Here is an 18,483-nt window from a genome sequence, read left to right on the forward strand (position 1 = left end):
TTAGGGCTTGCACATCGATCCCAGTCGACTTACTATTGACGATTAGTACAATAAGACACTCGAAGCAGGATGAGGACGATGGGTGGAGCGCAGCTGGTCCGCGAAGCGTCGGCAGATGCCGGTCTCGAGGAGTTCAAGGCCTATCTCGAGGCCAACAACGGCATTCGCGGTCTGGACATCCTGGAGCCAGGCGACACCCGGCACGCAGTGGACCTGTTCCGCCGCGACGGCTTCGTGGTGATCGCCAACGTGCTCGACAGCGCCCAGACCGACCGTCTCGCGAAGGGTTGCGCCGACGTCGCCGCCGAGATCCTGGCCCTGGACGATGGCCGCCGCGGCAATCGTGGCTCGCATCGCTATTCGTTCGGCGGGTCGAGCCTGACCCGCAGCCAGCTCCACCGCCCGGAATGGCAGATGCTGCTCGACATCCCTGTCGTGGACGAGGTGGTGACGGCGATCTTCGGATCGTCCGACTACGTCCTGCGCGCCGCCAGCGGCGACTTCTGCCTGCCGGGCGCCACCGAGTACCAGCCCCTGCACTCCGATGTTGGCGACTGGCGCGACAACGCGACGACTCCCTTCAGCGCCTTCCACGATCCGCGGGGCCACGTGACCATCCGCGATCTGCCCTGCCCCTACGTTTGCGTGAATTTCCTGCCGCAGGATGTCACCCGCCTGAACGGCCCCACGCGTCAGATTCCGGGGACCCAGCACTCCCGGACGAAAATCCCCAGCCTGGAGGAAGAGCCCGAGTGGATGCGCCTGAGCACCGTCTGCCCGGCGCCCGCCGGCGCGATCATGGTGCGCGACGTGCGCGCGTGGCACGGCGGGACGCCCAATGTGTCGGACGCGATCCGCTCGATACCGAACCTCGAGTTCTACGCGCCCTGGTTCCGCGAGCCGATTGTTCCCGGGATCACCTACGGCGACTATCGCAAGCTGTCCGAGCGCGCACAGAAGCTGGTCCGCCATTGTGTCGCCGACTCCAGCGAGACCCTGGTGACGGGCACGACGTTGCGCGCGCCGTGAACCGGGACAGCCAGCGATGAAGTACCGCCCTCTCGGCCGCTCGGCCCTCAAGGTCAGCGCCCTTTGCCTCGGCACGATGAACTTCGGCCCGCGGACGTCCGAAGCCGAGAGCTTCGCGGTTCTGGACGCGGCCGTGGAGGCCGGCGTCAACTTCATCGACACCGCCAACCAGTACGGCGGGTCTCTGGGCGTCGGGACGACGGAAACGATCCTCGGGCGATGGCTGGCGCGTAACCCGGGCCGACGCGACAGGCTGGTGATCGCCACCAAGGTCCACGAGCCGATGTCGGACGACATCAACGACCGGGGCCTGTCGGCGCGACACATCCAGATGGCCTGCGACGCCAGCCTGAAGCGCCTGGGCCTGGATCACATCGACCTCTACCAGATGCATCACATCGACCGCGCCGCGCCGATCGAGGAGATCTGGCAGGCGATGGACAGGCTGATCGCCCAGGGCAAGATCACCTATGTCGGCTCCAGCAACTTCCCAGGCTGGGCGATCGCGCGCGCCAGCGAGAAGGCTATCGCAAGGCAGCGCCTGGGTCTGGTCAGCGAACAAAGCCTCTACAATCTGATCGAGCGCCGCGCCGAGCTGGAAGTGATCCCGGCGTGCGAGGCCTATGGCCTGGGCCTCATCCCATGGAGTCCTCTGGCGGGCGGCCTGCTGGCCGGCGGCGCGGCCGCGCCGGAGGGCCGCAGGGGCACGCCTGAGGCCTTGAGCGCGGCGGCGGCGCGGGAAGCTCAACTCGCCGCGTTCGGCGCTCTGTGCGGCGACCTGGGCCAGACGCCCAGCACGGTCGCGCTGGCCTGGCTGCTGCACCAGCCCGCCGTTACGGCGACGATCATCGGGCCACGCGATCGGAGCCAGTTCGAAGCGGCGCGGGCGGCCCTGGAGGTGCGGCTGGACGCGGAAGCCCTGGCGCGGATCGACGCGATCTTCCCGCCCTGCGGGCCGGCGCCCGAGGCCTATGCCTGGTAGCGGCTGGTCTACCGGCGCAGCGGCGGTCACCGGCGGGGAACTGGTCTACCACCGCACGGGCGGCGTCGGACCGGCCCTCGTCCTCTCGCACGGCCTGACCGACAACGGTCTCTGCTGGAGCCGCTTCGCCGCGGCGATGGCCGGCGACTTCGACGTGATCATGATCGACGCCCGCGGGCACGGCGGCAGCGCAAGGCCCAGCGCTGGGGGGATCGACGACCCCGCGCGGGACCTTGGCGAAGTCATCGCCGGCCTCGGCCTGGAGAACCCCATCGTGATGGGGCATTCCGTGGGCGCCCGCGCCACCGCGGCTTATGCCAACGCCCATCCGGGCAAGGTCCGACAGGTCATCCTGGAGGACCCGGTGTTCCTGCCCCTCATCGACGACGAGGCCGCCGCCGCGCGACGCGCCAGGTTCGGCAGCCAGGTGGCGCGGTTCCAGACGATGAGCGAAGCCGACATCCTGGCGATGGGCCGCAAGGACTCTCCCGGATGGCACGACGACGACTTCCCGGCCTGGGCGACGGCGAAGCGCCAGGTAGACCCCGAAGCCTTCCCCCACTACACGACGCCCTGGCAGCAGGAGGTGGATCGTATCGACGCCCCGACGCTGATCGTCCACGGCGAGCCCCGACTGGGCAGCCTCATCACCCCGTCGATCGCCGACGAAGCCCGGGCCCTGAATCGCAACATCCGGACGATCGAGATCCCCGGCGCCGGGCATAATGTGCGCCGGGAGAACTTCGTCGGCGTCCTGACGGCGGTGCGCGCGTTTCTCAGGCCTTGAGCGAGCGGCCCAGGCCGGCCAGGCCACCGGTGATCAGGCCTACGCACATGTCGGTGGCGGCGTCGATGTCGAGCTGGCCTTCGGCCACAAGGCGGCCGGCGCGATCCGTGATCGCCGAGACCATCTCCACCGCGGCGATCGCCATCGGCAGCGGCAGGTCGTACTCGCGCCGCGTGGCCCGCACGAAGTAGCGCACGGTCCGCTCGCGATCCGCTCTGTTCTCCCCTTCCATAAGGGCGGCGACCGAGGGATCGGACATGAGGGCGGCGATCAGGGCGCCGCGATCACGGGTCTGCTCCAGGTAGAGGCGGGTGGTCTGGCGGATCAGATCGGCGAAGCTCTCGGCCTGGAGGGCGCTGGCCATCCCGCGATCGCGCAGCTCGGCCTGTTCGCGGTTCAGCAGGGCCGTGAGCAGGGCGTCCCGGGTCGGGAAATAGTTGTAGACCAGCCCCTTGCTGATGCCGACGTCGCGGGCAAGCCGCTCCATGCTGACGGCGTACAGGCCTTCCGAAAGGATGAGGTGGGCGGCCTCGTCCAGGATCTGCTCGCGTCGCACCTCGGGCGCGAGCCGCGTCCGCTTGCGTTGAACCGCCGCCAATCCGCTCACGAGGCCGAAATGCGCCAGGCCGCCACGCCCGCTGGCGGAAGACTGGCGCCTCCCAGCACGAACGTCGCATCGGCGGGCGCCGGCGTCCGCCGCGGCTCCGGCGCGAAATTGAAGGCGAAGCAGACATCGCCCCGCCGACGCACGCGCACGCCTTCCTCGAGGGGCTGGACGGACAGTCCGGCCTCCAGGGCGACGGTGGCGATGACATGGTCGAGCAATGCGGTCTCCGGCCAAGTGGCGAGATAGTGCCACAATTCGCTCGAGACCCAAGCCGCTCCGCCCTCGGCGAACTCCGCTCGTGCAGGCAACCCGGTTTCGATCACCTCGCGCCACAGGCGGGCGCCGAACGTGCGGCCCGCGATGTCCACCTCGGGACCCGCGCCGGGCCGCAGGCTTTCCACACGGCTCACGCGAACGGGCAGACGGGCCTGCAACGGCCCGGGCGGCAGGGCCGCGGGAATGTGCCCTTCCCGCGTCCGGGATCCGCTTCGGGGACCGAACAGCACGACCGCGCCCGAGGCCGCCAGGGCCTCGACAGTCTCGTCTTCGATGATGGGCAACGACGGCGCGACCACCAGGGCATACCCCGTAAAGTCCGCGTCCGGCGACACGATATCGACGTCGAGCCCCAGCCGCCGCAGCGCCGAGTACATCTCGAAGGCCAGTTGGAGCCACCGGAACCCCTGAGCATGCGGCTGTATGCCGAACTGCCAGTCGGCCTCGTAGCTGAACACGAGCGCCACCGGGGCGCGCGAACAGGCCGCCAGCGCGCCCATCTCGCCCAGTTCGAGCGCCACGGCGTGCGCCTCCTCCCCACCCCGATCGAGAACGTTGTCGGGCCGGTTCAGCCCGGCATGCATCTGCTCCTGGGCGAAGGGCGCCTGCCTCCATCGGAAGTAGCTGACGACCTCGGCGCCGTGGGCGAAGGCCTCCCAGGTCCAGGCGCGCACCGCGCCGGGGAGCGGCGCCGGATTGTAGCGCGCCCAGTTCACGGGGCCCGGCTGCTGCTCCATCACCCACCACCGACCACGACCCACGCCGCGATACAGGTCATGGTGGAAAGCCGAGATGTCCGGGTGGCCCTGGCGCAGATAACGGAGCTTCTCGGCCTCGGGGAACCAGAACTGCTCCAGGAAACCGAGCGGGTAGGAGTCCCACGTCGCCATGTCGAGGTCGGCGCCGACGCGGAAGTGGTCGAACTCGGTGTAGAAGCCCATGAAATTGTGGGTCACGTCCCGGCCGGGCGACAGCCGGCGGATGATGTCGACCTGGAGCCGGTTGAAGAGCGCGACCTCGTCCGAGGCGAAGCGGTTGTAGTCGAGGCGATGGCTGGGGTTGGCCTCGGTGACCGTCAGGTTGGGCGGCTGCACCTCGCCGAAGTCGCGATACTCCTGCGACCAGAACACGGCGCCCCAGGCGCGGTTGAGCGCATCGACGGACTGATAGCGTTGCGCCAGCCAGCCTCGGAACGCGTGCGCGGCCGCCGGCGAATAGCTGATCGTGGTGTCGTGGCAGCCGAATTCGTTATCGGTCTGCCAGGCCCCTACGGCCGGGTGGCGTCCGTAGCGCCCCGCGACGGCCTCGGTGATCCGCGCGCACTCCGCCCGGTAGCTCTCGCTGGAGAAGCAGTAATGGCGGCGCGAACCGAAGCCGCGTTGTCGTCCGTTGGCGTCCAGCGCCAGCATGTCGGGGTGGGCGTCCACAAGCCACTTCGGCGGGGTTGCGGTCGGGGTGCACATGACGATCTTCAGCCCGGCCGCGGCCAGGGTCTCGACGGCGCGGTCCAGCCAGGCCCAATCGAACCGCCCCGGCTCAGGCTCGATCCGGCTCCAGGCGAACTCGCCGATCCGCACCCAATGGATGCCCAGCTCGGCCATACGCCGCGCATCATCCGGCCACAGCTCCTCGGGCCAGTGTTCGGGGTAGTAGCAGACGCCCAGTTTCATGCCGTGCTCCGGCTAGGTGTAAGTCGGCGGTCACTCGGCGTGGAGGCTCGACGAGGCAAGCTCGTCGCTAGGTCCAGAGCGGCGACGACGCCTTCAACAGACGGCTCATCATGATGAGTCGCGCAACCGGCCGACCGTCCGACGCGTCGCGCAGCGTGCTCTCGTACCAGGCGACCTCCGTCTTCGGCGACTCGCCCAGCGCCAGGATCCGTCCATCGGCGAGATAGTCACGGTCCAGGAAGACCGGACCATCGAGAAACTCCAGCTCGATGGCGCCGAACATGCCGACAAAGTCCTTACCCACCCGGAACAGCGGCTCTTCCACAGCGCGCAGCGCATCGATCGCCACGGCCGGCGCGGCCACCAGTCCGCCGAAGATGGCCGGGTCGCGATACTCGGGCAGCAGCTCCGTCACGCCCTCCAGGCGGCGCAGCGCGGTGATGCTGTCACGGCGGCTTGGAATATCGCTGACGCGATCGCCCACCCGGGAACCCTTCAGAATCCTCAGGTCGGTCGCCGGACGCTGCTGGGCGACCCGGAGGCGCAGGGCCGAACGTGGATCGTCGCCGCCCGCCCAGGCCGTCCCCTCGCTCACGCGAATGCCTTCCGGGGTGGCCATCCAGGCCGACGCGCGGCGCACCCCCAGGCCTGCATGCTCGACCGGCCCCGCAAAGGCCTGGACCGGTTCGCCATCCGTGGTGGCGTTGAGGAAATAGAGCGACAGCCCGCCACGGCTGCGCCATCCGTCTCCGAACCGCGCCAGCATGAGCGGCGGAAACTGCTCGAAGTGGATGTTGCCCGCGACGGTGCCGCCCCGGAAGCCCAGCGTCTGCGCGGTCTTGTCGTCGTGGATGGATCCCACGGCGTCGCGCGAAAAGTTGACCGGGTGGCGCACCGGTCCGGCGATGACGCCGTCGTGCTCGGCGAACGTGAAAGGTTCTGTCGACATGCCGTGCTTCCTTGACCGCCGCAGCCTAAGCCCACTATTGACGAAAGCTACAATAAATAGAGAGCGCCTGTCCATGGACCTGAGCCTCACGGAAACCGAACGGCTGTTCCGCAAGGAGGTTCGCGACCTGATCGCCACCGCCTTCCCGCCGCCCGAGCGGTACGACGGCAGCCCGGACCACGAGCAGCGGTGGCATCAGGCTTTGCTCGCGCGCGGCTGGGCCGCCAACAAGTGGCCGACGGCCTTCGGAGGGCCCGGGTGGACCGCCACCCAACACTTCATCTGGGAGCGCGAAGTCACGGCCGCTGGGTTGCCGCCCCAGGTGGGGGGCATGGGGATGGGCATGCTCGCGCCAATTCTGTTCGCCTACGGTTCGCCGGAACAACAGGATCGCTTCCTCCCCGACATTCTCCACAACCGGACGCGATGGTGCCAGGGCTACTCCGAGCCTGGCGCCGGCTCGGATCTGGCGTCCCTTCGCACACGCGCCGTCCTCGATGGGGGTGACTACGTGATCTCGGGCGAAAAGGTGTGGACCAGCGGCGCCCATCGCGCGGACTGGATGTTCTGCCTGACGCGAACGTCGGATGAGGCCAGGCGACAGGACGGGATCACCTTCCTTCTGGTCGACATGCGTTCGCCCGGCGTCACCATCTTCCCGATCATCTCGCTGGACGGCCGTCACGCCTTCAACCGGGTGACGTTCGACGGTGTCCGCACGCCGGTGGGGAACCGCGTCGGGCGCGAGGGCGAGGGCTGGACCGTCGCCAAGGGGCTGCTCACTCACGAGCGGACCGGTCAGGCCTTCGTTTCGCTGTCCACCGACCTGCTCGGCCGGATTCGGGACGCCGCGGCGACGCTGCCGGGGACCGACGGCGGCGCCCTGCTCGACGATCCAGGCTTCGGGCGTCGGCTGGCGCTGGCCGACATCGAGCTCCAGGCCCTGGCCGCGACCGAGCTGCGCACGCTCTCCGAGGTGTCCGCCGGCGGCGCGCCGGGCGCCCAGTCGTCTGTGCTCAAGCTGAAGGGCACCGATATCGTCCAGCGCATGACCGAGTTCTTCGTGGAATGCGCGGGCCCATACGCCGCGCCCTGGTTTCCCGAGGTCGCCGGCCCTGCCCCGGACGATATCGGCCCACACTGGGCGCGCCGGGAAGTGACCCGCTACTTCGAAGGACGGGCCGCCAGCATCGCGGGCGGCTCGGACGAGATCCAGCGGAACATCATCGCCAAGCAGGTCCTGCGCCTTTGAACGCAGCTAGCCGCTCGGCGGCGAACTCGTCGCGGCGCCACGTGGATGGCCGGTGCTGGACGCCGGAATGGCGCGGCTTTCAGAAGCTGACCCGCACACGCCCCATGATCGTTCTCGGCGCGCCAGGGGCGATCCAGACATTGCTGAACGAGCTTTCGAGGTAGTAGGCGTCGAAGAGGTTCTCGACGTCGAGGTGCAGCGAGACCCGCGCGCTGGCCTGGTAGGTCGCGTTCAACCGGGCCGTGACATAGTCGGGTAGTTCGAACCCACTGTTGATGTCGTCGCCCGCACGCTTGCCGACGTAGACGAGGCCGCCCCCGAGACCGACGGAGCCCGCGTTCGAGCCGTTCGAGCGCCAGTTGGCGTAGATCGCCCCCGAGTGCTTCGGGATGTTGCTCAGCCGACTGCCGACAAGGGCCGGGCGCGTGTCGCGCGTGATCTTCGTGTCGGTGTAGGCATAGACCGCCGTGGCGGTCAGCCCATCGAACAGCGTGGCGTTCGCCTCGACTTCCACCCCCTGGCTGCGGGCGCTCCCGACGGGAATGAAGAAACCGCTGTTTGCCGGATCGTTGACCAGGACATTGTCCTTCTCGATGTGGAAGGCCGAGGCCGTTCCCTCGAGCCGGCCGCCGATCCGCCACTTCAGACCCGCCTCCCAGGCTTCCCCGATCTCGGGGGCGAAAGCTTCGCCCGCAGCATCCGAGCCCTGGTTGTAGCGGAAGGACTGTCCCCAGCTGGCATACACCGAGACGCTCTCGGTCGGCGCCCAGGTCAACGCGGCTCGCGGGGAGGCGCGCGACGGCGACTGACGCGTCACGACGCCGTTGCGAAAATTGGTGTTGGTCTGGCGCACCCAATCCTGGCGAAGGCCGACCAGAAGTGTGAACTGCTCGCTCAGCGTGACCAGATCCTGCACGTACAGGCTCTCTCCGCGAAGCTCTTCCAGGAGGTTCTGGTTGAGCGGCGCGATGGGTTTGGGCTGGCCGTAGACGGGATTGAAAATGTCGACGGCGTAGGGGTTCGTGGCGGTCGGACTGAACCGGTAGAAGACCCGGCTCTGATCGTAGGTGAAGGCGTCGGCTCCCACCCGCAGCTGGTGCTCTAGCCCAGCGATGCTCCCATCGAAGCTGACCTCGACCCGACCCGAGAGGTCGTCCCAGTCGTAGTCGTGGACGCGGAGCTGCCGACGGAGCTGGCTTCCGACCAGCACCGAGTTGTGGGTGGATCGCCCCTCGAAGCTCCCGTCGCGGTACTGCACGCCGGCCTCGATCGCGAGGCTCGGGCTGAGGTTGTAGGTGGCGCTGAACTGATGCTGCACCGTCTCCTGGGTCATGCTGCCGTCGTTCGGCTCGCCCAGGAATCGAGAGCGGGGCAGCGCCTTTCCGTCGCCCGCGATCGCCACCAGCCCCCGATCGTGGACGAAGTGAACCTTGTTGACCTCGAGCTGGTAGAGCAGCCGCAGATCTTCGGACGGCGCCCAGGACACCGACGGGGCCAGCAGAAGACGGTCGCTGTCCACAAAGTCGCGCCAGCCGTCCGTCGACTGGTAGACGCCGATCATCCGCGCGGCGAACCCATGGCCCAGCGGCCCCCCGATGTCGGCGACGCCGCGGCGGGTGTCGAAGCTGCCATAGGCCAGTTCGGCCGAAGCGTGGGCCGTGTCCCGCGGCGCCTTGGTGACGATATTGATGGAGCCGCCGGGTTCGCCCTTGCCGGACAGCGCTGAAGCCGGCCCCTTCAGGATCTGGAAGACCTCGACCGTGGCCACATCGCGTCGCGCGTTGAAGCCGCGGTTGGCCGTGAACCGGTTCACGAGCAGGTCCGGCCCCTGGTTGATGTCTCCCGAGAAGCCGCGGATCGCATAGGCGTCCCAGGCGCCGCCGAAGCTGTTCTGCCGCGCCATGCCGCCGGCGTAGTCGAACAGGTCGGACAGGTTCGCGATCCCGGCCTGGACGATCAGCGCGTCATCCAGAACTCGCACGCTCTGAGGAAGGCGCAGGGTATCGACGTCCAGGCCGTTGATGCTGGCGCTGGCGGCTCGCGAGCCGGTCACCACCACCGCTTCGACGTCGGCCGCCTCGTCGGCCTGGGCGACGCCCGCCCACGACAGGGCAGACACGCCCGCCAGCAGTCCTCGCCAGTTCGAACGACGACGCATCCTTACGACCTCCCACCCGACCGGCCCGAACCCGGCGAGGGACGAATAAGCGGCGCCTTGAAGGCCGGTCAATAAGAATGTTATGATATAACATTACATTCAGTGGACGGCTCGTTCCTGCATCCGTCCGCCCACTTCGAGGAGCCGGAATGCAAGCCGAGACCCCGCCCGTCGCGATCCACGACCTGGTCGTCCGCTACGGGGAGCGTCGCGTCCTTGACGGACTCTCACTGTCCGTCGGCGCGGGCGAGGTCTACGCGCTGCTGGGAGGGAATGGCGCGGGCAAGTCGACGACCCTTCAGGCGCTTCTCGGCTTCGTCGCTCCTACCTCCGGCGAGGTGCGGGTCTGCGGGCACGCTCCGAGCGACGAGCCAGTCGAGGTGCGCCGCTCGATCGCCTACATCCCCGAGAACGTGGCGCTCTACGAACATCTCTCGGCGCGCGAGAACGTGACCTACTTCCTCGATCTGGCCGGGGCCCGCCGCCGGCCCGGCGAGATCGAGGAGGCCTTCCGCACCGTCGGCCTCGCCGCAGAGGCTTGGGAGCGGCGGGTGTCAGGCTTCTCCAAGGGCATGCGCCAGAAGACCGCCATCGCACTCGCCATGCTGCGGCGGGCGTCGGTGCTCCTGCTTGACGAGCCGACCTCGGGTCTCGACCCGGGCGCCGCAGCCGACTTCAACGCGCTCCTCACCACTCTGCGCGCAGAAGGGGCTGCCATCCTGATCGTGACGCACGACCTTGTCGGCGCGGCCGACATCGCCGACCGGATCGGCTTCCTGGACCACGGGCGCATCGTCGACGAGGCGCGGGCGGCCGGGCCGGAGCGCTTCGATCTGCGCGCCCTGCACGCGCTCTTCACGAGGGCGAAGGCGGCGTGAGCGGCGTCCTGACCATTGCTCGAAACGAGCTACGCCATCTGGCGCGCAGCCGCGTCGCTCTCACCGGCATCCTGCTGGTCGCGCTGTTGAGCTTGACCGCCGCCCTGACTTCCAGCGCCTACCAGGCGGAACAGGCCGGTTTGCGCGAACGCCTGCAGCACACAGCGAACGAGGAATTCGAGTCCCAGCCCGACCGCCATCCCCACCGCGTGGTGCACGCCGGGCACTTCGCCGTGCGCCCGGCCAGCGGCCTCGCAGCCATGGACCCGGGCGTGGAAGCGTTCACCGGCAACATGATCTTCCTGGAGGGTCATCGCCAGAACAGCGCGAACTTCGGCGATGCGCGGCAGTCGTCGCTCTTGGTGCGCTTCGGCCAGCTGGCGCCGGCCCTGGTGCTCCAGGTCGTGGCCCCGTTGCTGCTGGTCTTCATAGGCGCGGGCGTGATCGCCGGCGAGCGCGAACGCGGCACCTTGCGCCAGGCCCTCCTCGCCGGCGCCTCCGGACCCCGCCTGCTGGTCGGCAAAGCGATGGCCCTGGGCGGCGCGGCGCTGATCATCGCCGCCCCGGCGGCGGCGCTTCTGCTGTGGCTGAGTCTGTCCGGGCCGGCCCGGGGATCGGCGGTCCTGCTGAGCGCGGGAGGCTACGCGGTCTACCTTGCCTTCTGGGTGGTGCTGATCGTGGCCGTTTCGGCGCTGGCGGGGCGCAGTCGCTCGGCCTTGATCGCGCTGGTGGCCATCTGGTCGTTCGGAGTGCTTCTCGTCCCCAGAATGGCCCCAGAAGCGGCCATCGCGATCGATCCGCTGCCGACGCGGGTGGAGACCGACATCGCCATCCAACGCGACCTGCGCGGCCTGGGCGACAGCCACAATCCGGACGACCCCTACTTCGCGGCCTTCAAGCGGAAGACCCTCGCCAAGTACGGCGTCACGAAGGTCGAGGACCTGCCGCTCAACTATCGCGGCCTCCTGGGCATGGAGGGCGAGAAGCTCACCTCGAGCCTCTTCGACCGGTATGCAGACAGCGCCTTCGGCGCCATGGCGCGCCAGAGCACGACGATGGACGCGTTGTCGGCGCTCAGCCCGACCATCGCGATCCGGCGCCTGTCCATGACCGCCGCCGAGACCGACCTCGCCGGCTATCGACGCTTCATGGAACAGGCCGAGGCATATCGCTACGACCTGATCCAGCGTCTGAACCTGTTGCAGGCCACCGCCGTAACCGCGGCAGACGACGCCGCGAAGAGCAGCGATGCGGCAGCCGAGGCCCGAAGCCGCATCTCCGCGGAAAACTGGCGGAAGATGCCCGAGTTCCGGCCGAGCCGTCCCACGGAGAGCGCCGTTCTCGCGCGGGCTGCGCCTTCGTTTGTGGTCCTCGCGACTTGGCTCGCCGCCGCCGCCCTGCTCGCCGGCTTCGCTGCCCATCGCATCAGCCGGAGCGCCACATGAACGACGTCCTCCGCGAGGCGCGCCTCTTCCTTCGGCTCCGCGCCGCTCTGGCCGCAGTGCTGGGCCTCTTCCTGCTCGCCGCGGCCGGCACGGCGGCCGGTCTGGTCGAGGTCGCTCGTCAGAACGACGCCATCCGCCGGATCGCGCCCCAGCAGGCCGCCGACGTGCAGGCCATTTCCGACTGGGTTTCGCGCGACAAGGACGCCGGCAACGCCGCGTACTACACCTTCCACGCCACCTGGGACCCGCCGTCGGACCTGGCGTTCGCGGCGCTCGGCTTGCGCGACGTCGCCCCGTACCTGCTCCGTGTCCGCGCGCTGGGCCTCGAGGCCCAGCTTTACGAAGGCGATATCGGCAACCCGGAAGCCTCGCTCCCAGGCCGCTTCGACTACGCGTTCGTGCTGGTCTACCTAACGCCGCTGTTCGCCATCCTCCTCTTCCACGACCTGCTGTCCGGTGAGCGCGAGGCGGGTCGCCTGCAGTCGCTGGAGGCCGCCGCCGGCGACGCCCGGCGGCTCTGGGCGGCGCGCGTGGGGGTCAGGGTGACGGCGCTTCTGCTGGCGCTCGCATTGCCATTCCTAGCCGGCGCGATAATCGCGGGGACCGCGGGCTGGAAGGCGGCGGCAGTGCTGTTGCTGATCCTGGGCTACATCGGGTTCTGGACGGCGCTCTGCCTCGTCGTCGCGCGGATGACGCGCAGTTCCGTGGCCAACGCCATGACTCTGGCCGCGACCTGGCTCGTGCTCACGGTCATCGCACCCGCCGTGGGCCATGTGGCGATCAACACCGCGGTTCCGCTTCGCCAGGGCATGGAACTCAGCCTGCATCAGCGCACGGCGGTCCATAAGGCCTGGGACATTCCGAAGGCCGAAACCATGCAGGCCTTCTTCGCCACACATCCGGAATGGGCCGCAACGGCGCCGGTGATCCAGCCTTTCCACTGGAAGTGGTATTTCGCCTTCCATCAGGTGGGCGACCAGTCGGTGGCCGGCATGTCCCGCGACTATCGCGCGGGCATTCTCAAGCGCGCGGCCTGGAGCGAGCGCCTGGGCTACGGTCTTCCCGGCGTGGCCGTCCAGCTCGCGCTGCACCGCCTGGCGGACACCGACCCGGCCGCGCAGATCGCCTATCAGGATCGCATCCGCGCGTTCCATGCCGACCTGCGCCGCTTCTACTATCCCTACCTGTTCAACGAGACCCCCTTCGGCGCTGCGGATTTCGACAAGGCTCCGGCGTTTCGGGCCAAGGGCGACGGCGGAACGCTCCCGGCCGCCTTGTTCGCGGGACTTCTGATCGTCACCCTGGGGACCGCGGTCATCGGCATGCAGCGCAGCCGGCGCCCCAGGCGCTGAGGACGCCGGCCTGCGGTCCCCGGCCTCCGGGCCCGGTCATTACGCGCGCCATGCCGCCGCCGCGGGACGTCGCTCGAGGGACACAGCGCCCTCCGCCTGGGCCGCTACAGACAAGTTCGCCGACGCTCACCCAGGCTTCATGGAACTAGCGCGGGGGTGACACCACAGGAGCCTAACTAGCCCGCCCGTCGGCTGACGACATCAGCAGGGGGCGATCAATGGACAGCAAGGCACTTCGCGGGGCGATGCGGCGGCGCATCAGCCTGGAGCTCATGGCGTGCGTGGCGGCGGCGCCGCTGGTGCTGGCCGGCGCGCCGGCGTTCGCGGAAGAGGCGGCGATGGCTGCGGCCGGCGCGGATGCGAGCGGAGACGGCGTGGGGCTCGCCGAGGTCACCGTGACCGCCCAGAAGCGCGAGACCAACCTCCAGCAGACCCCCATCGCCATCTCGGTGGAAAGCGCCGAGGATCTGGCGAACCGCCGGGTCAAGAGCCTGGCCGACCTGATGGACGGTTCAGTGCCGTCGCTGCGAATTGCGCAGTTCGCGCGTCGCAACTCGGCGTTCTCGATCGGCATCCGCGGCGTGTTCCCGAGCTCGGACACCAACCAGCCGGCGCGGGACTCCGCCACCGGCGTCTACATCGACGGCGTCTACCTGGGCCGCCCGCAAGGCCTGGGCGCGGCGCTGTTCGACATCGAACGCATCGAGGTGCTGAAGGGCCCGCAGGGCACTCTGTTCGGCCGGAACGCTACGGGCGGCGCGCTCAGCATCGTCACCCGCGAACCGTCGGGGGAGTTCAAATTCCGCCAGACCGCAGGCGTCAGCAATTTCAACGGATACTCGTCAGAGACCCACATCGACCTGCCGTCGTTCTACGGCGTAGCGATCAAGATCGACGGCCTGATCACCAAGCGCGATGGCGTGGTGGACAACCCCGCCCAAGGCCAGCCGGGATTCAACGCCTTTGACCGCCGCGGCCTGGCGATACGGGCCAAGTGGGCGCCCAGCGAGACCTTCAGCGCCGACTACGGCTACGACGTCTCGTACGACGACACGACGCCCAGCTATTCGCAGCTGGTCGAGGTGGCCGCGAACACGCGCCTCTCACCGCTGGTGGTGGTGCAGACCAACCGCGCCGAAGTGGCCGACATCGGCGTGCCGATGGCCGAGAGCGAGGGCTACATCTACGGCCACCGGCTGACCCTGCGCTGGACGCCGTGGGAAAACACCGAGATCCGCTCAATCTCAGCCTACCGTGAAATCAAGCAGAGCCAGTACGACAACGGGGCCGGCGCGCATTCCAATCCCTTCACGCCCAATGCCCAGTTCGCCCGCTACAGCCTGGCGTGGATGCACCAGGACCAGCTCAGCCAGGAACTCCAGTTGGTGGGGTCCATCCCGCGGCTGAACTATGTGGCCGGCCTCTACTATTTCAAGGAGACCGGCGGCGACCAGGCCTGGGCCCCGAACACGCTGCAATGGAACGCGACGGGCACGGGCTACACCCAGCTTCCAAGCCTGCGGGCGGGCGCCGAGTTCGACTTCCCGGACCGCGAAAGCGAGGCCAAGGCGCGCTCCACGGCCGCCTTCGCCCAGTTCACCTGGACGCCGCCGATCCTGGACGATCGCCTGCGCCTCACCGCCGGCGCGCGCTACACCAAGGACACCCGCAGCGGAGTGCTTACCAAGGTCAATGGCCTGCGGGATGGTTCGCGCTTCACCTTCAAGGACGACCGGATCGACCCCGCCGTCTCGGCCGACTTCGACGTGATCGAGAACGTCCACGCCTACGCCAAGTACGGCACCGCCTACCGCGCCGGCGGCGCCAACTCGCGCTCGCTCACCTACCGGCCGTTCGGCCCTGAGGTGATCAAGTCGGCCGAGATCGGGCTGAAGTCCGAGTTCTGGGATCGCCGCGCCCGGGTGAACCTGGCGGCCTACAAGACCGACTACGAAGACATGCAGGTGGACTTCAACCGCAACGCCATCGTGCTCGGCAGCAACCGAACGGTGAACGAGACGGTGAACGTACCCGGCGTCGCCAAGATCAAGGGCTTCGAGGCCGACATTACGGTCGCGCCGATCGAGAACCTGACGATCAAGACCAGCTACGCCTACACCACCGCCCACATTCCGCCGGCGGTGAACCCGTTCAACAACGCCCTGACGCCGCTGAACGTGATCTACACGCCGCGCAACGCGCTCAACGTGGCGATCGACTACACTTGGCCGCAGGAGAACTTCGAGGTCCTGTTCCATATCGACGGATCCGCGGCCGGCGGGTTCAACTCGGGCAACAACACCATCACCTCGCCCAAGACCGACGCCTCGCTGAATATCAATGCGCGGCTGGCCATCGTGAACTTCGAGCTGGCCGACGGACACCAGATGGACATCTCGCTGTGGTCGCGGAACCTGCTCGACGAGGAGCACGCCACCGCCCAGAGCTTCAGCACAGCCTCGCGGTTCCGGACGAACGTCTTCAACGATCCCCGGAGCTACGGGATCGACTTCACGATCCGCTATTGAGGTCCACGACGACGGCGGCGTGGTCGCTGGGATAGCGGCCATCGCCGTCGGGCGTCGCCAACGCCCGGACCCGGCGGCTCACGTCCAGATCGCCCGGGTCCAGCAGAATGGCGTGGTCAATGGCGCACCCCTCGCCGGCTGCATGCAGCGTCGAGCCCAGCTCATCGCCCGCCGCCGCCCTGAGCGGCGCGAGCTCCGGATCGCCCCGACCGGCATTGAGGTCGCCGCACACAAGCAGGCTGCCGCTCCTGTCCCGCCGCGCCCAGTCCAGCGCCTCGTCGAGCTGGCGCCGACGCAGCACCGCCCCCGCACCGCCGCGCAGGTGTGAGAGGTGCAGGTTGAGGATCCGCAGGCGGAACGTCGTGAACCGTTGGGCGATCCGCTCGCCGTCGGTCGGGTGGCTGATCAGCCCCAGGGTTTCGGCCCGCCCCGGCAGGCGGGTGAGGATCGCCAGGCCTGACGTGCTGTCGACTGCCGCGCCCTTGAGTTCACGGACCTTCGCACGGGCCGGCGCGGCGTAGAGCTGCAGGTTCAGAGCGTCGGACAGGACACGGGCGGTATCGTGGCCGCCCCCCGCGAAGCACTCCTGCAGGCACACGACGTCCGGATCGAGCGCGGCCAGGCCGTCCGCGATCCGGGTCAGCCGCGCCGGATAGTCTCCGTCGTTCTTCCAGGTGTTGAGCGTGACGACGCGCAAGCGCCTCAACCCGCCCGGGCTCCTTCCACCCAGACGCCGCGCAGCATGGGCAGGCCGTCGTGGATCCGCACACGCAGCAGATCGGCGCGAAGGCCCGGCGCGATGGCGCCCCGGTCGTGCAGTTGCGCCGCGCGGGCCGGCGCGGAAGTGACCGTCGACACGGCCTGGGCCAGGCTCCAGCCGAACGTCGGGGCCGTGAGCTTTATGGCGCACTCCACCAGGCTGCGGGGCACGTAGTCCGAGGCGAAGGCGTCCAGCAGGCCCGCATGCGCCAGATCGGCCGCCGGGACATTGCCCGAGTACGAGCCGCCCCGGATCAGGTTCGGCCCGCCCATGACAACGACCATGCCCCGCTCATGGGCGCGGCGCGCGGCCTCCAGAGTCACCGGAAACTCGGCGACGGTGGCGCCCAGGTCGGCGGCGAGGTCGATGTGCTCGACGTCCTCGTCATCGTGGCTGGCCAGCGGGTGGCCGCGGGCGATCGCGAGTTCGGCGACGAGGCGGCGGTTGCGGTCGGCATTGCGGGCCTGCCGATCCCGGATGCCGGCCATGCGCTCGTCCATGGCCTCGGAGCTCATCCCCTGCTCGGCCCAGTTCGCCAGGTAGCGCTCGAGATTGCGGTACTGTCGCTGGCCCGGCGTGTGGTCCATCAGCGAGAGCAGGCCCGTCATGGGATGGCCGACCAGGGCCTCCAGCCGGTCCGGCAGGTCGTCGGCCGGCGTCTCGCAGCGCCAGTGCAGTCGGTGATCGGCCTTCAGCATGCCCGCGGCCCGCGCAGAGGCCAGGCCATCCGCCAGGCGGATGAGATTGTCGTGGTTGCGGGACGCCGCCGCGTTGAACGAACCGATCGAGAGGCTGTCGAACACCGTCGTCACGCCCACCGACAGACAGCAGCCGTCGTGCGTCACCGCCGCAGAGACCGGGCTCCAGTCGATGTTGGGGCGTGGGAAGAAGTGCTTCTCGAGGTTGTCGGTGTGCAGATCGATGACGCCCGGCATGAGGACGTCGCCCTCGAGGTCTTCGCCCACCGCCGAAGGCCCGCGATCGATCGCGACGATGCAGCCTCTCCGGACCTGAACCGAGCCCAGGAACGCGTCGTCGGGGGTGACGACCATGGCGTTGCGGAAGCACGCCTCCGCCACAGATGCGGGCGACGCCAGCACGTTGTTCATTCCACCCCCGGGAAGTCGATCTCGACCTCTGTGGCGGCGCGGGAGATGCCGTACTCCAGCGGCCGGCCCAGGCCGTCGATGTTGAGATAGCGCTGCACCAGCAGCGGGACATGCCGCGGCACCTGCAGGATGTCGGCCTCGTGCGCCGACGGCAGTCGGGCCGAGATCCAGGTGCGGCTGCGCGTGTAGTCAGGCACGCCGAAGTCGATCAGCGTCTGGGTGATGGTGCCGCGCGCACGATAGGTCTCGACGAAGGCCGGGAAGCGGGCGTGGCTGAAATGGTGCTGGCTGAGACCCGTCGGCTCGCCGTCGATGAACCGACGCCGCTCCAGGTAGACCACCGGCTCGCCCGGGCGCAGGCCCAGCTGCACGGCGACCTTGGTGTCGGCCGGGCGCACGATCAGCTTGATGGTGTCGGTCCGCGGGATGCGCCCGCGCTCGCGCACGTGCTCGGTGAAACGCGGCCTTCGCTGCAGGCGCATAGGAGCCGAGGGGCGGCGCACATAGCTGCCACGGCCCTGTGTGGACTCCACGATGCCCTTTTCCTGCAGGTCGGTCAGTGCGCGGCGAACCGTGTGCCGGTTGACCATGAACTGCCGCGACAGCTCGAACTCGGTCGGCAGCTTGTCGCCGGGGGTGAGCTCGCGCGCCAGGATCCGGCGCTCGAGGGACTGTGAGATCTCTCGCCAGAGGGTCATGAG

General features: G+C 68.8%; 15 protein-coding genes. 8 read left to right on the plus strand and 7 right to left on the minus strand.

What is annotated here, in order from left to right:
• Window positions 1-78: 78 nt before the first annotated feature.
• Genes EPN98_RS01185 through EPN98_RS01195 form a run of 3 tightly spaced genes read left to right on the plus strand, consistent with a single transcriptional unit; the run spans window position 79 to window position 2,798 of the window.
• Entirely contained in the window at window positions 79-1,029 is a 951-nt protein-coding gene (locus tag EPN98_RS01185; RefSeq protein WP_293359111.1) for a phytanoyl-CoA dioxygenase family protein, read from the plus strand.
• 16 nt (window positions 1,030-1,045) lie between these two features.
• Window positions 1,046-2,011 (plus strand): aldo/keto reductase, encoded by a 966-nt coding sequence (locus EPN98_RS01190; RefSeq protein WP_293359114.1) that lies wholly within the window; start codon window positions 1,046-1,048, stop codon window positions 2,009-2,011.
• Window positions 2,001-2,798: an alpha/beta hydrolase gene (locus EPN98_RS01195; RefSeq protein ID WP_293359117.1), complete on the plus strand. Its 798-nt coding sequence runs from the start codon at window positions 2,001-2,003 to the stop codon at window positions 2,796-2,798. Before EPN98_RS01190 ends, EPN98_RS01195 begins: the two co-directional genes overlap by 11 nt.
• Here EPN98_RS01195 and EPN98_RS01200 read toward each other — a convergent pair.
• The 3 genes from EPN98_RS01200 to EPN98_RS01210 form a co-directional block, all read right to left on the minus strand.
• Entirely contained in the window at window positions 2,788-3,405 is a 618-nt protein-coding gene (locus EPN98_RS01200) for a TetR/AcrR family transcriptional regulator (RefSeq protein ID WP_293359120.1), read from the minus strand. The genes EPN98_RS01195 and EPN98_RS01200 overlap by 11 nt on opposite strands.
• Window positions 3,402-5,351 carry a beta-galactosidase gene (locus EPN98_RS01205; protein WP_293359122.1) on the minus strand — a complete coding sequence of 650 codons (1,950 nt, stop codon included), beginning with the start codon at window positions 5,349-5,351 and terminating at the stop codon, window positions 3,402-3,404. Before EPN98_RS01205 ends, EPN98_RS01200 begins: the two co-directional genes overlap by 4 nt.
• 67 nt (window positions 5,352-5,418) lie before the next feature.
• Window positions 5,419-6,300: a hypothetical protein gene (locus EPN98_RS01210; RefSeq protein ID WP_293359124.1), complete on the minus strand. Its 882-nt coding sequence runs from the start codon at window positions 6,298-6,300 to the stop codon at window positions 5,419-5,421.
• Window positions 6,301-6,373: 73 nt separating this feature from the next.
• Here EPN98_RS01210 and EPN98_RS01215 point away from each other — a divergent pair, with 73 nt between their 5' ends.
• Window positions 6,374-7,552, plus strand: coding sequence for an acyl-CoA dehydrogenase family protein (locus tag EPN98_RS01215; RefSeq protein ID WP_293359126.1), 1,179 nt, complete (start codon window positions 6,374-6,376; stop codon window positions 7,550-7,552).
• Between the two features lie 79 nt (window positions 7,553-7,631).
• Here EPN98_RS01215 and EPN98_RS01220 read toward each other — a convergent pair whose 3' ends face one another.
• Window positions 7,632-9,710 (minus strand): TonB-dependent siderophore receptor, encoded by a 2,079-nt coding sequence (locus tag EPN98_RS01220; protein ID WP_293359129.1) that lies wholly within the window; start codon window positions 9,708-9,710, stop codon window positions 7,632-7,634.
• Window positions 9,711-9,859: 149 nt separating this feature from the next.
• Between EPN98_RS01220 and EPN98_RS01225 the strand changes: the two genes are divergently transcribed.
• From EPN98_RS01225 to EPN98_RS01240, 4 genes are all read left to right on the plus strand, one after another.
• Complete coding sequence (locus tag EPN98_RS01225) at window positions 9,860-10,588, plus strand: ABC transporter ATP-binding protein (RefSeq protein ID WP_293359132.1); 729 nt, start codon at window positions 9,860-9,862, stop codon at window positions 10,586-10,588.
• Window positions 10,585-12,033 carry a DUF3526 domain-containing protein gene (locus EPN98_RS01230; RefSeq protein ID WP_293359135.1) on the plus strand — a complete coding sequence of 483 codons (1,449 nt, stop codon included), beginning with the start codon at window positions 10,585-10,587 and terminating at the stop codon, window positions 12,031-12,033. Before EPN98_RS01225 ends, EPN98_RS01230 begins: the two co-directional genes overlap by 4 nt.
• On the plus strand, window positions 12,030-13,385 hold the full coding sequence (locus EPN98_RS01235) for a DUF3526 domain-containing protein (RefSeq protein ID WP_293359138.1): 1,356 nt from the start codon (window positions 12,030-12,032) through the stop codon (window positions 13,383-13,385). Before EPN98_RS01230 ends, EPN98_RS01235 begins: the two co-directional genes overlap by 4 nt.
• A gap of 218 nt (window positions 13,386-13,603) precedes the next feature.
• Window positions 13,604-15,913, plus strand: a complete 2,310-nt coding sequence (locus EPN98_RS01240) for a TonB-dependent receptor (RefSeq protein WP_293359141.1) — start codon at window positions 13,604-13,606, stop codon at window positions 15,911-15,913.
• Here EPN98_RS01240 and EPN98_RS01245 read toward each other — a convergent pair.
• The 3 genes from EPN98_RS01245 to phnF are packed head-to-tail and all read right to left on the minus strand — an operon-like array spanning window position 15,897 to window position 18,480.
• Window positions 15,897-16,619, minus strand: a complete 723-nt coding sequence (locus EPN98_RS01245) for an endonuclease/exonuclease/phosphatase family protein (protein ID WP_293359144.1) — start codon at window positions 16,617-16,619, stop codon at window positions 15,897-15,899. The two genes, EPN98_RS01240 and EPN98_RS01245, sit on opposite strands and share 17 nt — an antisense overlap.
• On the minus strand, window positions 16,616-17,782 hold the full coding sequence (locus tag EPN98_RS01250) for an alpha-D-ribose 1-methylphosphonate 5-triphosphate diphosphatase (RefSeq protein WP_293359147.1): 1,167 nt from the start codon (window positions 17,780-17,782) through the stop codon (window positions 16,616-16,618). The genes EPN98_RS01245 and EPN98_RS01250 overlap by 4 nt, the downstream gene beginning before the upstream one ends.
• Complete coding sequence (gene phnF, locus EPN98_RS01255; protein WP_293359150.1) at window positions 17,779-18,480, minus strand: phosphonate metabolism transcriptional regulator PhnF; 702 nt, start codon at window positions 18,478-18,480, stop codon at window positions 17,779-17,781. The genes EPN98_RS01250 and phnF overlap by 4 nt, the downstream gene beginning before the upstream one ends.
• Window positions 18,481-18,483 lie beyond the last annotated feature (3 nt).

The sequence above is a fragment of the Phenylobacterium sp. genome, from assembly GCF_004299445.1.
Classification (GTDB): Bacteria; Pseudomonadota; Alphaproteobacteria; order Caulobacterales; family Caulobacteraceae; genus Phenylobacterium.

What these genes read in the sequence shown, in the direction of transcription:
- phnF (WP_293359150.1), bottom strand. Translation starts at nt 18,480, where the DNA reads ATGACCCTCTGGCGAGAGATCTCACAGTCCCTCGAGCGCCGGATCCTG.
- EPN98_RS01185 (WP_293359111.1), top strand. Translation starts at nt 79, where the DNA reads ATGGGTGGAGCGCAGCTGGTCCGCGAAGCGTCGGCAGATGCCGGTCTC.
- EPN98_RS01190 (WP_293359114.1), top strand. Translation starts at nt 1,046, where the DNA reads ATGAAGTACCGCCCTCTCGGCCGCTCGGCCCTCAAGGTCAGCGCCCTT.
- EPN98_RS01225 (WP_293359132.1), top strand. Translation starts at nt 9,860, where the DNA reads ATGCAAGCCGAGACCCCGCCCGTCGCGATCCACGACCTGGTCGTCCGC.
- EPN98_RS01240 (WP_293359141.1), top strand. Translation starts at nt 13,604, where the DNA reads ATGGACAGCAAGGCACTTCGCGGGGCGATGCGGCGGCGCATCAGCCTG.
- EPN98_RS01235 (WP_293359138.1), top strand. Translation starts at nt 12,030, where the DNA reads ATGAACGACGTCCTCCGCGAGGCGCGCCTCTTCCTTCGGCTCCGCGCC.
- EPN98_RS01210 (WP_293359124.1), bottom strand. Translation starts at nt 6,300, where the DNA reads ATGTCGACAGAACCTTTCACGTTCGCCGAGCACGACGGCGTCATCGCC.
- EPN98_RS01220 (WP_293359129.1), bottom strand. Translation starts at nt 9,710, where the DNA reads ATGCGTCGTCGTTCGAACTGGCGAGGACTGCTGGCGGGCGTGTCTGCC.
- EPN98_RS01215 (WP_293359126.1), top strand. Translation starts at nt 6,374, where the DNA reads ATGGACCTGAGCCTCACGGAAACCGAACGGCTGTTCCGCAAGGAGGTT.
- EPN98_RS01205 (WP_293359122.1), bottom strand. Translation starts at nt 5,351, where the DNA reads ATGAAACTGGGCGTCTGCTACTACCCCGAACACTGGCCCGAGGAGCTG.
- EPN98_RS01195 (WP_293359117.1), top strand. Translation starts at nt 2,001, where the DNA reads ATGCCTGGTAGCGGCTGGTCTACCGGCGCAGCGGCGGTCACCGGCGGG.
- EPN98_RS01250 (WP_293359147.1), bottom strand. Translation starts at nt 17,782, where the DNA reads ATGAACAACGTGCTGGCGTCGCCCGCATCTGTGGCGGAGGCGTGCTTC.